Origin of the sequence: Aestuariispira ectoiniformans (genome assembly GCF_025136295.1) — a bacterium.
In the GTDB taxonomy this organism is placed as follows: Bacteria; Pseudomonadota; Alphaproteobacteria; order UBA8366; family Aestuariispiraceae; genus Aestuariispira_A; species Aestuariispira_A ectoiniformans.
The window spans coordinates 685,943-701,577 of the sequence record NZ_CP062788.1; the positions used below are offsets into that span (position 1 = coordinate 685,943).

Genomic DNA, 15,635 nt, shown 5'->3' on the forward strand with positions numbered 1-15,635 from the left:
GTCTTATAACCCGATATAGTCGCGATAGGCCTGGGCGGAATTGCCGTCGAAACAGCAGAAAATCACCGTCTCCGGCAGTTTGTGATGGTTGAGGTAATCAAGCACTTCGTGATGGGCAATCTTGATGGCCTGTTCCAGCGGATAGCCGTAGACGCCGCAGGAAATGGCCGGGAAGGCAATGGATTTGACGCCGTTGTCCGCGGCCAATGCCAGGCTGTTGCGGTAACAACTGGCGAGCAGCTCCGGCTCCCCCTGATGGCCGCCATGCCAGATGGGGCCGACCGTGTGGATCACATATTTCGCGGGAAGCTTGTAGCCCTTGGTGATCTTGGCCTCGCCGGTCGGGCAGCCGTTCAAGGTTCGGCATTCGGCGAGAAGCTCGGGCCCTGCCGCGCGGTGGATGGCGCCGTCGACGCCACCCCCGCCAAGCAGGCTTTCATTGGCCGCATTCACGATGGCATCCACCTGAAGCCGGGTGATGTCACCCTGGTGAACCTGTAGATCGAGATCGCGGCCGGTCATGGGTTTTCTCCGATACTGTCTATCAGAGACAGGCTAAGCCTTAGCCGTTTGTGCGGTCAACGCCTTCCTGAAGCAGGCGGCGGGCTTCCGCAGCCGGGGCCCATTCCTTGACCTTCACCCATTTGCCTTTTTCCAGATCCTTGTAATGCTCGAAGAAATGCTTGATCTGGTTCAGCAGGATTTCCGGAAGGTCGGTGGCTTCCTGGATATCGTTGTAAAACGGGGTCATTTTCTCATGGGGCACGGCGACGATTTTCTCGTCCTGGCCGGCTTCGTCTTCCATGATCAGCACGCCGACCGGACGGCTGCGGATCACGCAACCCGGCTGCAGCGGATGCTGGCCCACCACCAGAACGTCGACCGGATCACCGTCGTCGGACAGCGTCTGCGGCACGAAGCCGTAGTTGGCAGGATAGAACATCGGCGTTGCGATGAAGCGGTCAACGAAAACAGCGCCGGAATCCTTGTCCAGCTCGTATTTGATCGGCACGCCCAACGGGACTTCGATAACGACGTTGATATCTTCCGGTGCATTTTTACCGGCGGGAATCTTGGTGACGTCCATGGCTTGAATACCCCTGCATTCAGTGGAAAATCGTTCGTGGCTGTATAGCAAGTCAAACCGGCACAAGCCAAGGGTTTAAAGGTTAATCCGGCTAATCGGCGGATTGGGCGCTGGTCCCGGCTTCGGCGGGCCGCATATATCTGGACGCAAGCGCAATCAGGAACAGCACCGGAACGCCGATCACGGCCGTGCCTGTGAAAAAGGTGCTGTAGCCGTATTCATTGACGAAAGTCCCGGACCAGCCCGCAATGAATTTGGGCAGGATGAACATCACCGAACTGAAAAGCGCATATTGCGTGGCCGTATAGGCGACGCTGGTCAGGCTGGACATATAGGCGATGAAGGCAGGGCCTGCGATGCCATTGGCGATATTGTCCGCCGTGATCACCCAGGCCAGCAGCAGCACGCTTTTTTCCTGACCGGCCATATAGGCGAACAGCAGGTTGGTCGCCGCCGACAGGAAGGCCCCGAGCAACAGCACGCGCATGACCCCGAAACGCACCACCAGCAACCCGCCCAGTAACCCGCCCAGCAGCGTCATCGCCACCCCGAAGGCCTTGGAATAGAAGGCGATCTCATTGAGCGTGAACCCCATCTCCTCATAGAAGACATTGGCCATCACACCCAGAACCACGTCCGAGATGCGGAAGGTGGCAATGAGGGCCAGGAACAGGAGGGATATCAGGCCATAGCGCCGGAAAAAATCCAGGAAGGGGCAGAGAATGGCCCCGTAAACCCAATGGATGACCTTCTGTGCCTTTGGTGGCAGATGGGCGAAGCGTTCCACGAAGATATCCGCCTGGGCCTCGAATTCCATCACGTCCCGGCTGATCCTGCGCTCCGGCTCCCGGATGATCAATGTGGTGATAAAGCCGACCGCCATGAAGGCCGCCATGGAGAAATAGGAGATTTGCCAGGCGGTGAGGTCATAGGTGACGTTGCTGCCTTCCGCCCCGGCAATGCCGATCGCGCCCGCGCCGCCCAGGATCATGGCAATGCGATAGCCGATCTGATAGGTCGCTGCCATCGCGCCCTGATAGTCGGCCTCGATCGCCTCCACGCGATAGGCGTCGATGACGATATCCTGTGTGGCGGAAGAAAAGGCCAGGCAGGCGGCGAAAAAGGCGATCAGCAGCGGGGTTTGCGACGGGTCCGTATTGGCCATCAAAACCAGCGAGACTGCAACGGAGACCTGCGCCAGGATCAACCAGGACCGGCGCTGGCCCAGCAGTCGCTGCAATCCGGGCAGGGGCAGACGGTCCACCAGCGGGGCCCAGAGAAACTTGAAGCCATAGGCGAAGCCGACCCAACTGAAAAAGGTGATCGCGCCACGGTCGATCCCGGCCTGTTTCAGCCAGAGAGACAAGGTCCCGTAGGACAGATAAAGCGGCAGCCCGGCGGAAAAGCCAAGGAACAGCATGGTAATCACGCGAGGGTGCTTGTAGGCGAGAAGCGCCTCGCGCCAGGAATGCTTTTGCATGGAAGCCGCCGGTTCAAAGGGTTGTTATCGTTGGGGAAGAGCCTAGCGGATTGCGGCCACGCGCGGCAAGCGGCAAGAATGAGGCGGAAGAATTATAGGTACCTAACGTGTTGATTTTGCATTAGGCTGAAAGAAAATATAATCGTTTCGGAATTGAAATAAAAAGACCCTCCGGGAACGGGCTTGATTGAGAAAACAGTCTGGGGAAATACGGCGCTTTGCCGGAAGGCTTCGACAAGAAAGCCTCGGTAAAGACTGCTGCCGTAAGAGAAAATGGAGGTTTCAATGCGTTGGTTCGCCAATCTGAAGATTACCCGCAAGCTGGCCGTGGGCCTGAGCTGCATCGTCGCCGTTCTGCTGCTTTTCGCGGTCTTTTCCTATGTACAGAGCCAGCGGGTCGAGGCGGTGGTAAGGGACGCAACCCACCAGTATGAAACCACGGTGAAACTGCGCGAAGTGCAGATGGAGATGCTGGACATGTCCTCGCTGGTGCGTGGTGTTCTGGTCACCGGCAATGACTATCTGATGGGGATTTACGACAAGACCTCACAGTCCTTCGACAAGGATATCCAGGTCCTGATCAACCTCTACGAAGGGGATGCGGAAGGCCAGAAGATCGCCCGGGAATTGAAGCAGACGGTCGATGCCATGCGGACCAATGTCTACGACAAGCAGATTGCATGGATGCGCGATCCGGCCACCCAGGACCGCGCCCGCCAGATGGAGATCGAGGGCGAAAGCTGGCCCTTCATCGAGAAAGTCCTGAATACGGTGGATGCGGCGTCCAAGCGCCAGCGTGACCTGCTGACCGACCGGCAGCAGGCGCTTAGCGACGCCTATGCCCAGCAGACATTCATCTCTGCGGTTTCCACGGTTGTCGCTTTGGCCCTGGCCCTGGTGGTGGCGATCATGCTCAGCCGCGCCATCGCCAGCCCGATCGTGTCGATCACCGGCACCATGCGTACCCTGGCCGACCGTAAGATGGATGTGGAAATCCCCCATACGGCCCGTACTGACGAGATCGGCGATATGGGCCGCGCGGTGCAGGTGTTCCGGGACAATATGATCCGGGCCGACGAACTGGCTGCTGAACAACAGCGCCAGCAGCAGGCGCAGCTTGACGAGGCAAAACGTCTGGAAGAGCTGACCAACGGTTTCGACAGCCATGTGCATGAAGTCCTGGGCGAGGTCGAAAAGGCCAATGAGAATATGAGCGCCCGCGCCAATGAGATGAGCGGCATCGCCACCGAGACGCAGGAAAAATCCACCATCGTCGCCTCGGCTGCCAACGAGGCCTCCGCCAATGTGCAGACCGTCGCTGCCGCGACCGAGGAACTGCTGGCCTCGATCAAGGAAATCTCCGGCCAGGCCAGCCGCTCCTCATCGGTGGCGCAGGAAGCCTCCCGGGTGGCCAGCACCACACAGGGCACGGTGACAGAGCTTGCCGGGGCCGCGGACCGGATCGGCGAGGTGGTCAGCCTGATCACCGACATTGCCGAACAGACCAACCTTCTCGCCCTGAACGCCACCATCGAGGCCGCGCGGGCGGGGGATGCCGGCAAGGGCTTTGCCGTGGTCGCCAATGAGGTCAAATCGCTGGCCTCCCAGACCGCCCGGGCAACGGATGAAATCTCCGGCCAGATCACAGCCATCCAAAACACGACCAATGACTCGGTGGCCGCGATCAAACAAATTTCGTCCATTATTTCTGAAATTACAGAAGTGGCAGGCGGTATTGCCGCGGCGGTAGAGCAGCAGGCCGCGGCAACGCAGGAAATTTCCCAGAATGTCAGTCAGGCCTCTGCCGGGACCGCCCAGGTGACAGAGGCCATGCAGGATGTGAACGAGGCCTGCGACCGCAATGGGGAGGCGGCCTCCTCCCTGATGAGTTCCATCGCGGGGCTGACCGAACAGGCCGCCCGCCTCAACAAGGAGGTCCGCAGTTTCCTGACCGATGTAAAGAAAACAGCCTAGAGTATTGGATGAACGGGGCGTTCGGGCCTAACCGGCGCCCTGTCATGGCGCAGTTTTTCACGTGCTGCCTGTTCCAGGAAAGCGGATCTGTTGGGTGATACGTGATCGATGGCCTCGACGAGACTGGAGTCCAAGGTCACATTATATCGCTGTTTTTTGCCAGGGGTTGTTGCGTCGACCAGAACCACAAGCTCAACAGAAATGTCTTCATCGAAAACAAGGTCATCCAAATTGCTGGGGGCTGGGATTGCATCACCATCCTCAACCATCAATTCGATATGTCCCGCCAGGGCCTCCTTGGCGCCTTGTACGGCCTCCTCGATTGTCTCACCGGCACTTGTGCAGCCGGGAAAATCCGGGAAGAAGACAGAGTATCCCGGTTCATCGTCGGTTTCTACGACGGCGGGGAAAAAGCGTTTCATAACGGGCCTTTCTAAGGCTGGAGGCGAATTCCAGCCTGACGTTCGATGCTGCGCAAGGTTCCCTTTTTCAGTGATTTATTCGGGTGGGGAACCGTTACCTTTCCCGGTTTTGTCGGATGTTTGAAATGGTGGTGATCGCCTCTCGTTCTGACATGATACCAACCATCCCGTTCCAACAGCTTAATCACCTGTCTGGATGTAATGGACAAAACAAACCCCTGTTTCCACAAGCGTGACCTCCCGTCAGGAGGTCCGGGTGTTTATGGAGGGATTTGGTGTGTAATTTTACACAGACGACAGGCTTTATGTCAAAGTTTATGTGTATAAGTGTGTATACATGAGTCGCTCACGGCATGCGGTAGGGATGTTCGTCTTCTTTGTGGCCGGGGCGTTTGCTGGTGATTTGCGGCTCCCGCCTTTCTTTCCTGGCTGTCTTTTCTTCCTTCTTCTTTTTCTCGGCGGCCTTCCTGCGCCGACGGGGGATAAAGACGGTCAGGAAACCTGTTCCCAAAAAGCCCGCGCCAAATCCCGATCCGGCATAGATCAGGCCGGTGGTGGACAGGTTGAGGGCGGGGACGAAATCGTCCATCACGCCCTGTGCGGTTTCCGTGTCCAGATATTGCACCAGGATCGGCAGTTGCATGGCCGCCGGGGCCTCACGCAGTTTTTCGATGGATTGGCGGATGCGGATCTGGCGCACCAGCAGGTTCTCCAGATAGAGGCCCTCGCTGTGGACGGAGGCATCCGTATTGTTCAAAAACCGCCGGATATAGCCATAGCGGTCCAGCCCCTGTTCGGCCGCCCGGTCATCCAGCGCGTCGATCTGCCGGTTGACCTCGTCCAGTGTGCCGCCGATGCGCTGCAGGTATTGCTGGTGAAAGGCCGGGAACTGGGACAGGAACGCCGCCCCGGCCAGACCGCCCAGGATCATCACATATTTCCGTAGACCCACATCGCCTCCTGGTCGATATCCGGAATGAACCCGGAATGAACAAAGTCACTTCAGTGTATCATCTAGGAAGGCGATTGTCCGTTTCCAAGCGGTCGCGGCGTCTTCCTTGTCATAGCGCCCGCCGGTCGGATTGGCGAAGGCGTGATTGGCGTCATACCAGTAGACGGACAGGCTGTCGGCCTTGCCCGCGGCGGTCATGTTTTTCTCGAAACCGTCGACCATTTCCTTGTTGATGTAATTGTCCTGGGTGCCGAAATGTCCGAGGACCGGGCCTTTCAACTGTTTCAGGTCGCTGACCGGCAGGGTGACTTGGCCATAATAGATGACGGTGGCGTCCACCGGCGTCGCCACGGATGTATTCAGCGACCAGCCGCCGCCGAAGCACCAGCCAACCGTGCCGATCCTGCCTGAGCAATCCTTGTGTTTGAGAATCCAATGGGCCCAGCTTGTCAGGGTGTCGAGCGCCTCCGGCCCCTTGACCGCCTGGGTCTGGGCGCGGGCCTGTTCGGCGGTGTCGGCGACCTTGCCCTTCATCAGGTCCACGGCCAGGGTCAGATACCCCTGTTTGGCGAACTCCGCGGTCACCGCCTTGATCTGGTCGTTCAGGCCCCACCATTCATGGATCAGCAAAAGCGCCGGGGCCGGTGTCTTTGCGGGCTTGGCGAGAAAGCCGATTACGTTCTGGCCGCCCTCGGTGTTGAGGTGAACCTCTTCCAGGCCGCTGGCGGCGGCACGGGCCAGGCTGGGGCTGGCAAGAATGGCGGCCAGCGGCAGCGCACCTACGGATTTCAGGACGTCGCGACGTTGAAGCATAAGAAAAACCCCCGTGAAGAAATTGCATCCATGCAAAATCTTACGGGGGCTTTGCGGTCCTGGACCAGTAACGGTTGCGTTATGGCCTTATTTCGTGCCGAACAACCGGTCGCCGGCATCGCCCAGACCCGGGACGATATAAGCCTTTTCATTCAGCTTTTCGTCGAGTGAGGCGGTGTAGATGTGAACATTGGGATAATGTTCCTGGAAGGTGCGCACGCCTTCCGGGGCGGCAACCAGGGACATGAAGCGGATGTTATGTTCCTCCACGCCGTGGCGGACCAGAACGTCCATGGCATGAACCGCGCTGTGGCCGGTGGCCAGCATCGGGTCGCAGAGGATAAACAGGCGCCCGCCGGGTTCCGGCAGTTTGACGTAATATTCGTGCGGGCGCTTGGTTTCCGGATCGCGATAGAGGCCGACATGGCCTTCGCGGGCTCCCGGCATCAGGGCGTGCAGCCCGTCGACCATGCCAAGACCGGCGCGCAGAATGGAGACGATGGCCGGTTTGCGGCCCGCCAGGACCGGTGCGTCCATTTCCTGCAGCGGGGTTTCGATCTTTTCCGTCGTCAGGGGCACGTGACGGGTGATTTCATAGCCCATCAGCAGGGCGATTTCTTTCAGCAACTGCCTGAACTGCGATGTCGGCGTTTCAATTTTCCGCATCAGGGTCAGCTTGTGCTGGACCAGCGGATGATCGACAACGTGCAGGCAGGGGAATTCGGGATTGCTTTGCATGGCTTCTGACCCGGCTCATTCTTATTGTGAATAGGGGATTGTTTCCGCCCCCAAAATAACCGCAGCAAGCCGATCCGCCAAGATCATGCGGCTGATAATCCTGCGCTTTCTTTGCATGATCGTCAAAAAGGGCTGTATTTCCGGGGAAATCTGGTAAATTTCTGCGATCAACAGGGGGTATGACGAACCACATGTCTGCGGAAATCACCAAACTGCCCAGCGCCCAACGGCCGCTTGACGGGCCGAAACCGGAAGACCTGGCAAAGACGCGGGCCGGGTCCCGGCGTTTCAACCGCCGCCTGACGGCTTTTGCGAGCCTGATATCGCTGGCCTGGCTGGGCACCTGCGTGTGGTATGTCGACCGTTTCCTTGGATGGGACCTGCTTTCGCAGATGCTGCCGCATGAACTGGCGGGCGGCGTGGCGGGGGTTTTCGCGCCGATTGCCTTTTTCTGGTTCGCCGCCTCCTATGCCAAACGCGGCCACTCCCTGCGCTATCACACCGAGATGCTGCAACGCCAGTTGGCCCTGCTGACCTATCCGGCGGAAGACGCGGATTACCGCATACAAACTGTGGCCGACAGCCTGCGGTCCCAGGCGGCAGAGCTGAAAACCGTCAGTGACGAGGCGCAGAAAACCATCGAGGCGCTGACCACCCTGCTGCAGGAACGGACATCCGCCCTGTCCACGGCCTCGAACCGGGCGGTGGATCACGCAGGCGAGGTGCGCAGTGCCCTTTCCGGGCAGTCGGACAAACTGGAAAGCCTGTCGGACCGGCTGGAGCAGCAGCGCCGTAGTATCGACGAAACCGTGGAACAGCAGATCACCGGCCTGACCAATGCCGCCGAACTGGCGCGCAGCCGGTCGGAAGAGGTCAGCGACAGCCTCAAGGCGCAGGCCAGCGATGTGGTCGCCGCCACGGAAAAGGCGGCGAGCCGCGTAGAGGATATGAGCGGCTTGATCGACGGCTATGTGGAACAATTGTCCCAGTCGTCCGAACGGGCGCTGGACCGGACCACATCCATCGGCAATCAGCTTGACCGTACCAGCGATCATATGACCCAGGCGGTGGAATCCGTGAATATCAAGGCAGGCGATATCGCCCAGCGCCTGCGCGAAATCGTCAAACAGATCGAGGATCGACTGGGTGACAGCTTCGAGTTGCAGAAAGATGCGCTCAACGAATTTGCCGACAAGGCGGGCGACCGTCTGGACGGGTTGTCCAAGGCCCTGCGTGACCAGACCGAAATGACCAGTGTGCGCATTCATGAGGTCTTCGTGCGCCTGGATCATGACCTGAACAAGATGTTCGAACAGGCGCGGCGCGGCAGCAACAGCCTGGGCGATGGTCTGTCCGATCAGGCAAGCGCCTTTGGTGAACGGTTGGGCAGCCTGATGACGGAACAGACGGCGAAATTGCAGGCAAGCCTGAAACAGGGCGGCGAACAGGTGCAGGACATCACGCTTGCCCTGCAGCACCAGAGCCGGGATCTGGCCCAGGCGGTGGATCAGTCCGCCAACCGGGTCGCCAGCATCAAATCCGCGATTACCGAACAGACCGAGGAACTGGGCAACCTGTCTGCACAGTTGTCGGATCACGCACAAACCGTGAACCGGTCCGTCGATATGCAGTCGGGTGCGCTGAAGCTGGTGTCCGAACAGGCGACGGCACAGGTGGAAACACTGGGCGAGGCCCTGCGGGAACAGGCCGGTGAAATTGCCAAGGCGACCGATCTGGCCGCCGCCCGGGCGGAAGCCATCCGCGAGGCCCTGCATGCCCAGGCCCAGGAACTGGGCGAGGCGTCCAAACGCACCTACCAGCAGGCGGTCGAGGTGGAAAACCTGCTGGCGGAGCGGATGGCGGCCATCGGGACCGTTCTGGGTGACGGCGCAAAGGATGCCGAAGGGGTGCTGGCCCCGGTTCTGGAACAATCGCGCAGCATGGCGGAAAGCCTGCGCCAGCAAAGCCACGGCCTGCGGGAATCCTCCGACTGGGCGGCAGGGCAGGCGCGTTCCATCGCCGAAATCCTGGCCCAGCAAAGCAAGGACCTGCGCAGTGCCTCCGACCATGCCTCCGTTCAGGTGCGTGAAATCCGCGACACCATCAAATATCACACCGCCGACCTGACCCAGGCGTCTGAGAAGGCGGCGCAGGAGGCGGCACGTATCCGCGAGGGACTGCGTGAGGATGCCAAGGTTCTGGGCGACCTGTCGGCAACCCTGTCCGAACAGGGCGAGGCGATCCGGCAGAGCGTGAAGGCGCAGGCCGATCAACTGGGCGGGGCTTCTGCCCAGTCAGCCGAACGGGCGTTGGAAATCCAGAACAACCTGGAAGATCAGGTCCTGGCCCTGCAGGATGCCATGAATACCGTCAGCGAGCGCCTGAACAAGGCGGGCAGCGCCTTCCGGGGTGAGGCCGGTGGCTTCAAGGAAAGCGTGGCCGACGCGCTGGCCCTGATGGAAGAAGTGGGCGAGCGCTTCTACCAGCAGAAGGAACGTCTCACCAGCGCCTCCGTCCAGGCGGGCATGCAGATGTCCGACAATCAGGAAGGCATGAAGGCCCTGAGCGATACCCTGACGAAAAGCGCCGAAGATGCCGCCAAAACCGTGCAGATGATCTCCGATGCCTTCGCCAGCCAGTCCGGCCGGATGGGTGAGGAGGCGGACAAGGTCAGGGAACGCCTGACCTCCCTGACCGACCTGATGAAGGCGCAGTCGGAAGAATTAAGTGCGGCGGGAGACCTGTCGCACCAGAAAGTCTCGAAAATGGCGAGCACGCTGGACGAGCAGACGCAGAACCTGAACCAGTCTTCCGAACGGGCCACCAGCGCCCTGCATCAGGCTGCCACCCGCGCCCAGGCCAGCGCCAAACAACTGGCGGGTACGGTCAAGAAGGCCGCGGCCGAGGCAGAGGAAAGCATCGTCACCTTCGACAGCCAGACCGAAAAGCTGTTGGAAGCGGCGGACCGGGCAGGCGATAAACTCATCGAGATCAAAGGGTTGGAAGAAAGCGCGCAGAAAGGCCGTTTCCTCAAGACCGTGCGCTATGTGCTGGAAGACCTGAACAGCACGGCGATTGACCTGACCCGCATCATGGATGCAGACGTTCCGGAAACGGAATGGAAACGCTATGTGAAGGGGGATCGCGGGGTCTTTACCCGGGCGATCCTGCGCCAGAAACCGACCGCGGTCCTGACCCGTATCCAGGCGCGCATGCAGGAGGATTCAGAGGCCCGCGCCTATATCCTGCGCTATGTCCAGCAGTTCGACAAACTGTTGCGGGAATGCCAGAAGTCCGACCCGGAAAACCTGATGGAATCCACCCTGCTTACCGCCGATGTGGGCAAGCTCTACATTTTACTGAAACAGGCTTTGGGCGAGGACTGATAGCGAAATTATCAATACATCGCGCTTTTTACGATGGCCTATTACCAAATTACTTGCGTCTATATTTCAATGGACTAATCTTCATTGGTGTGATGTTTGTCCTTAATCTATTATTAGGCGTGTAGTCCTATGGTAAATTTAGCTTCAGAAATACATGCGAACGATGAAACTGGAACTGGCGTTGCCACGGATATTAAAGACCGGTTGTCTCAAGAGTTAGTGTTTGCACTTATTGGGCCTGTTGCATCAGGGGTCTCTACAGTCGCGGCACAAATAGAAGATCTTTTAAAGAGTCGGTTTGGATATAAAGTATGTGAAATTATCAAACCCAGCGACATAATTGAAAATGAAGCCCACAGGGTAAGCACATCAACTATTCCGAAGACGCCGATTTCCAAAAGAATTCAAGCACTTCAGAATGCGGGTAATGAGTTACGAGAAAAATACGGTAACAATTATCTGATCGAAAAGTCGATTGAAAAAATTGTTGAATTTAGAAAGGCTAATGATGGCTACAAGGATCATCTATTACTCCCTGGTAGACGGGCATATATAATAGATTCTCTTAAAAATCCCGAAGAGTTAGAGCTTCTTAAGCAAATTTATGGTGCTACCCTCTGTGTATTTGGAGTGTTTTCGCCAGATGAAATCAGGCGCCAACGTTTGATTGATAACGGGGCGAAGGAAGACGATGTGCGGACCATTACTTCCAGAGATGATAACGAAGTAATTTCATTCGGCCAAAAAACTAGGAAGATATTTGAAAAAGCAGATTTTTTTATCTGCAATGATCAAAAAGAAGATGTTTTAAGAGTTAAAGTTCAACGTTATCTTGACCTAATTTTCGGTACCAAAGTTATCACACCAAATAGAGCAGAGTCAGCAATGTATGAAGCAAGTTCTATAGCGGTGAATTCGGGCTGTATGTCGAGGCAAGTTGGTGCTGCTATTGTTTCAAAAAATGGTGAATTGATCTCTGTAGGATGGAATGACGTCCCCAAGTTTACTGGCGGTCTATACTGCGAAGACGATCAATATGTCATTCACGACCAAAAAGTTGAAGACTTGGATAACCGCTGCTTTAAATGGAAGCAGAAAAAATGCCACAATGAAATCCGAAAAAATGCAATAATTGATGACATAATTATTAAGGCTAATGAGAAAGAATTAGTTAAAAAAGATTCTGACAAGGAAAAATTAAAAGAAATTATACAAAGTACAGATATAAGTAACTTAATAGAGTTTTCACGGTCAATTCATGCGGAGATGGAAGCAATATTAGCTGTTGCTAGAGAGGGAAAGCATTCTCTTGTCGGGTCGACGCTATATTCAAAAACCTACCCTTGTCATAATTGTGCAAGACATATTGTAGCTGCTGGTATCAAAGAAGTGATTTACATTGAGCCATACAGGAAAAGTCTTGCAACTGACCTGCATTCGGATGCTGTGACAGAAAACCCAAATGACAAAACGCGAGTGATTTTTCGGCAATACGATGGTGTCGCACCACGAAAATTCAGGAAATTGTTCACCCCAAGAGGGGAACGAAAAGAAGATGGGTATGTTGTTGTGCAGGACCCAAAAAAAGTGAATCCCGTTCTTCAGATTGCATTAGACTCAAACGCCGAGTATGAAGCGAAGGTCATTGCAGATTTAGAAGAAAAAGAGCATAGTGATTCTAGGGATTCGTAGGGGAAATGCTATGAGTAAGAAAGATGCTCAGTCGAAGCAGTTGTCCTTAAAGCTGGATGGTGAAGCTTCACCTGAACGTAAGACAGCAAAAAAAACCGAAGTTAAAGCAAAAGTTATTAGCCTTACGAGTGCAAAAACGAAGGCGTTAAGGCGAGAGGCTATTCGGCGCGTGGCGCGGTCTGGAATTTTTGCGGTGCCTCGGACATAGAATTACCTAGAAACAAGTTAAAAAACGCAACTGTAGTCCAAATTGCTTACCGCCGATGTGGGCAAGCTCTATATCCTGCTGAAACAGGCCTTGGGCGAGGATTGATGCCAGAGGGTTGAGGCTCCGGGAGGGGGGCCTTCTGGTCCTACCGTTTTGCCTGTGAGGTGGCGATGAAATCCAGGGTCGGCTCCGACGGAATGCCTGCCCATTCGCAAGCCTCCTCCAGATCGCTGAAGACGCGATAGTCGGCGGTGATGGCCTGGTTGTTGTCGCAAAGGGCGCACCAGTAGTTCAGAACCGGTTCCGCCAGTTCGTCCAGGCTGACCATGGCAGAGCGCGGCCGCTGCAATCCTTTGGCATTGAAGCTTTCCGCCATATGGCTCTGGGCCAGTTTGATGGCGTCGATATCCATCTGATGCAGTTTTGAATTCCTGTCGAAGATATTGATCTGACGGTATTGCGCGCCGGGTTCGATCCGGGCGGCCACCGTGTCGAACATATCGACGCAGTCCTGCAAGGTGATCACGTTATTGAAATAGGTATAAATATGCCGATGGTCGTTATCGACCTCGCAGATCATCATTACTCAACAGGCCCCTTTTGCGGCTTTTGCCAGCCGCTTTTTTTCATCCGAGAGGTATCATACTAATGATTTGGGGCGGTGCAATTGAATTAGGGCCCTGACATCGTCAGGACTTTGGCCGCTTTCGCGCAGGGCCTGCAGGGTGGGGGCCTTGTCCCGTTTGGCGAAACGTTTGCCGGTCTCGTCGGTCAGCAGGGGATGGTGATGGTAAACCGGCTCCGGCAGGCCAAACAGTGCCTGCAGGACCCGGTGCACATGGGTGGCGTGGAGCAAATCCTCGCCGCGTGTGACCAGAGTGACATGTTGCAGGGCGTCATCGATGGTGACCGCCATGTGATAGCTGGTCGGCACGTCCTTGCGGGCCAGCACCACATCGCCACAGCTTTCCGGATCAACCGCAATCTGCCCAAGCGCACGGTCGGTGAAGGTAAGCGGTCCTGCCAGTTTCGCCGCCTTGTCCATATGCAGGCGGATCGCATGGGGGGTGCCCTGTGCGATCAGGTCATCCGCCTCGGCTTTCGGGCGATGCTTGCAGATACCGGGATATAGCGCGCCGTCGGGTCCATGGGGCGCGCGCGGGGCATTGTCCACCTCTGCCTGGATTTCGCGTCTGGTGCAAAAACAGGGATAGGTCAGACCCGCTTCCTCCAGGCTGTGCAGGAAGGCTTCATACCGTGCAAAATGATCCGACTGGCGCAGGACCGGTTCTTCCCAGGTCAACCCCAGCCAGGCGAGATCCTCCTTGATCCCGTCTTCGAATTCCCGTTTGCAGCGCGTGATGTCGATATCCTCGATACGCAGCAGGAACCGCCCGCCCGCCTGCATGGCCTGTTCATAGGCGAACAGGGCCGAATAGGCATGGCCCAGATGAAGCCTGCCAGAGGGGCTGGGCGCAAATCGGGTGGTCATCGTCAACATGATCCCATAAATGGCGCTTGGCGGCGCAATTGAAAAGAGGCTAAATCAACGTCATGGATATGGATATCATCAAACAGGGGCTGGACGATCTGGCGGATCGCGACCCCCATGTGGCAACCGGTCTGGACCTGGTCGGCTATCCCGAACCGCGCATTCGTCCCCATGGATTTCACACGCTGATGCGGATCATCGTGGGCCAGCAGGTCTCCGTCCATGCGGCGGCGGCCATTATCGGGCGGGTGGAGGCCCTGATGCCGGAAGTCACGGCAGAGGCCTTTCTGGAACTGGAGGAAGACGCCTTGCGCGGTGCGGGCCTGTCCCGGCGTAAGGTGGAATATTCCATCGGCCTGGCGCAGGCGGTGGTGGGGGGTGACCTGCATCTGGACCGTTTCCCGGCCATGAGCGATGAAGAGGTCATCGCCGAACTCTCCGCCCTGCGGGGGATCGGGCGTTGGACAGCCGAAATCTATGCCATGTTTTCTCTTGGCCGCCCCGATGTTTTTCCCGCCGATGACCTTGCCCTGCAGGAAGGGCTGAAACGGTTGAAAAAGCTCGACGCGAGGCCGACGCCCAAGGTGGCGCGCGGCATTGTGGAGGACTGGTCCCCCTGGCGCAGTGTCGGGTCGCTGTTCCTCTGGCACTATTACAAGGGCGCACCGGAATGACTGGGCTGAGCTTTCTCGAGCAGGGTCCGGCGGGCGGCGGCAGGCCGGAACAACTGGTGATGCTGATCCATGGTTATGGCGCGAATGCACAGGACCTGATCGATCTGGCCGATTTATTCGCCCCGCATTTGCCGGATGCCCATTTCATCGCACCCAACGCACCGGATGCCTGCGAGGTCGCACCCATCGGGCTACAGTGGTTCTCGCTCACCGATGATACGCTGCATCAGCGCTGGCTGGGCACGAATGCGGCTGCGCCCAAATTGAATGCTTTCATCGACGAACAGTTGGACCGCTTTGACCTGATGGATACCTCGCTGGCTTTGGTGGGGTTCAGCCAGGGTACGATGATGGCCCTGCATGTGGGGTTGCGCCGGGGTGTGACACCGGCGGGCCTGCTGGGGTATTCCGGGATGCTGGTGGGCGGCGATAAATTACCGTCGGAGATAACATCCTGGCCTCCCATTCGCCTGATTCATGGTACACTGGACAGCGTGGTCCCTATTGAAGCATCGCGTCAGGCGCATCAGATATTAGAGGACCAGGGTTTGACTGTGGAACTTGTCGAACGGCCCGGATTGGACCATGGAATTGACGCTGAAGGCATCCGCGAAGGGGCGGAATTTTTGGTCGAATGTTTCAATCCGGAACCATAATCATTACAAGAATATGATATCTGGCAAGTTTTCCACACTAAATGTTGAAGGTTTGTGGATA

At 57.0% G+C, this 15,635-nt stretch carries 16 protein-coding genes; 6 read left to right on the forward strand and 10 right to left on the reverse strand.

Going from position 1 to position 15,635, the window contains the following annotated elements:
• Positions 1 to 3 precede the first annotated feature (3 nt).
• The 3 genes from IF205_RS03405 to IF205_RS03415 form a co-directional block, all read right to left on the reverse strand.
• Positions 4 to 522 (reverse strand): O-acetyl-ADP-ribose deacetylase, encoded by a 519-nt coding sequence (locus IF205_RS03405; protein WP_259781891.1) that lies wholly within the window; start codon positions 520 to 522, stop codon positions 4 to 6.
• Positions 523 to 562: 40 nt separating this feature from the next.
• Positions 563 to 1,087, reverse strand: a complete 525-nt coding sequence (gene ppa, locus IF205_RS03410; RefSeq protein ID WP_259781892.1) for an inorganic diphosphatase — start codon at positions 1,085 to 1,087, stop codon at positions 563 to 565.
• Positions 1,088 to 1,178: 91 nt separating this feature from the next.
• On the reverse strand, positions 1,179 to 2,567 hold the full coding sequence (locus IF205_RS03415; protein ID WP_259781893.1) for an AmpG family muropeptide MFS transporter: 1,389 nt from the start codon (positions 2,565 to 2,567) through the stop codon (positions 1,179 to 1,181).
• 285 nt (positions 2,568 to 2,852) lie between these two features.
• Between IF205_RS03415 and IF205_RS03420 the strand changes: the two genes are divergently transcribed.
• Positions 2,853 to 4,541, forward strand: coding sequence for a methyl-accepting chemotaxis protein (locus tag IF205_RS03420; protein ID WP_259781894.1), 1,689 nt, complete (start codon positions 2,853 to 2,855; stop codon positions 4,539 to 4,541).
• Here the strand turns inward: IF205_RS03420 and IF205_RS03425 are convergent.
• The 5 genes from IF205_RS03425 to upp all read right to left on the reverse strand — a co-directional run bounded on the left by IF205_RS03425 (position 4,538) and on the right by upp (position 7,466).
• The gene (locus tag IF205_RS03425) at positions 4,538 to 4,963 is read right to left on the reverse strand and encodes a type II toxin-antitoxin system HicB family antitoxin (protein ID WP_259781895.1); all 426 of its coding nucleotides are present in this window, start codon (positions 4,961 to 4,963) and stop codon (positions 4,538 to 4,540) included. The genes IF205_RS03420 and IF205_RS03425 overlap by 4 nt on opposite strands.
• Before the next feature lie 11 nt (positions 4,964 to 4,974).
• Positions 4,975 to 5,151 (reverse strand): type II toxin-antitoxin system HicA family toxin, encoded by a 177-nt coding sequence (locus IF205_RS03430; RefSeq protein ID WP_259783229.1) that lies wholly within the window; start codon positions 5,149 to 5,151, stop codon positions 4,975 to 4,977.
• A 158-nt stretch (positions 5,152 to 5,309) separates the two neighbouring features.
• Positions 5,310 to 5,915 (reverse strand): DUF2937 family protein, encoded by a 606-nt coding sequence (locus IF205_RS03435; protein WP_259781896.1) that lies wholly within the window; start codon positions 5,913 to 5,915, stop codon positions 5,310 to 5,312.
• A 45-nt stretch (positions 5,916 to 5,960) separates the two neighbouring features.
• Entirely contained in the window at positions 5,961 to 6,728 is a 768-nt protein-coding gene (locus IF205_RS03440; protein ID WP_259781897.1) for a dienelactone hydrolase family protein, read from the reverse strand.
• An 87-nt stretch (positions 6,729 to 6,815) separates the two neighbouring features.
• Complete coding sequence (gene upp / locus IF205_RS03445; protein WP_259781898.1) at positions 6,816 to 7,466, reverse strand: uracil phosphoribosyltransferase; 651 nt, start codon at positions 7,464 to 7,466, stop codon at positions 6,816 to 6,818.
• A 179-nt stretch (positions 7,467 to 7,645) separates the two neighbouring features.
• On the opposite strand from upp, the gene IF205_RS03450 reads away from it, so the two are divergent.
• The 3 genes from IF205_RS03450 (at position 7,646) to IF205_RS03460 (ending at position 12,752) form a co-directional block, all read left to right on the forward strand.
• Positions 7,646 to 10,852 carry a coiled-coil domain-containing protein gene (locus IF205_RS03450; protein ID WP_259781899.1) on the forward strand — a complete coding sequence of 1,069 codons (3,207 nt, stop codon included), beginning with the start codon at positions 7,646 to 7,648 and terminating at the stop codon, positions 10,850 to 10,852.
• A 129-nt stretch (positions 10,853 to 10,981) separates the two neighbouring features.
• The gene (locus tag IF205_RS03455) at positions 10,982 to 12,544 is read left to right on the forward strand and encodes an anti-phage dCTP deaminase (RefSeq protein ID WP_259781900.1); all 1,563 of its coding nucleotides are present in this window, start codon (positions 10,982 to 10,984) and stop codon (positions 12,542 to 12,544) included.
• A 10-nt stretch (positions 12,545 to 12,554) separates the two neighbouring features.
• A complete protein-coding gene (locus tag IF205_RS03460; RefSeq protein ID WP_259781901.1) occupies positions 12,555 to 12,752 on the forward strand; it encodes a hypothetical protein in 198 nt (65 codons plus the stop codon).
• Positions 12,753 to 12,897: 145 nt separating this feature from the next.
• Here IF205_RS03460 and IF205_RS03465 read toward each other — a convergent pair whose 3' ends face one another.
• Both IF205_RS03465 and gluQRS read right to left on the reverse strand, forming a co-directional pair.
• Positions 12,898 to 13,335 (reverse strand): hypothetical protein, encoded by a 438-nt coding sequence (locus tag IF205_RS03465; RefSeq protein WP_259781902.1) that lies wholly within the window; start codon positions 13,333 to 13,335, stop codon positions 12,898 to 12,900.
• A gap of 57 nt (positions 13,336 to 13,392) precedes the next feature.
• Complete coding sequence (gene gluQRS, locus IF205_RS03470) at positions 13,393 to 14,253, reverse strand: tRNA glutamyl-Q(34) synthetase GluQRS (RefSeq protein ID WP_375542672.1); 861 nt, start codon at positions 14,251 to 14,253, stop codon at positions 13,393 to 13,395.
• A gap of 53 nt (positions 14,254 to 14,306) precedes the next feature.
• On the opposite strand from gluQRS, the gene IF205_RS03475 reads away from it, so the two are divergent.
• Together IF205_RS03475 and IF205_RS03480 are read left to right on the forward strand one after the other, a co-directional pair.
• Positions 14,307 to 14,918, forward strand: coding sequence for a DNA-3-methyladenine glycosylase family protein (locus IF205_RS03475; RefSeq protein ID WP_259781904.1), 612 nt, complete (start codon positions 14,307 to 14,309; stop codon positions 14,916 to 14,918).
• Complete coding sequence (locus tag IF205_RS03480; protein WP_259781905.1) at positions 14,915 to 15,574, forward strand: alpha/beta hydrolase; 660 nt, start codon at positions 14,915 to 14,917, stop codon at positions 15,572 to 15,574. The genes IF205_RS03475 and IF205_RS03480 overlap by 4 nt, the downstream gene beginning before the upstream one ends.
• The last annotated feature ends 61 nt before the right edge of the window (positions 15,575 to 15,635 follow it).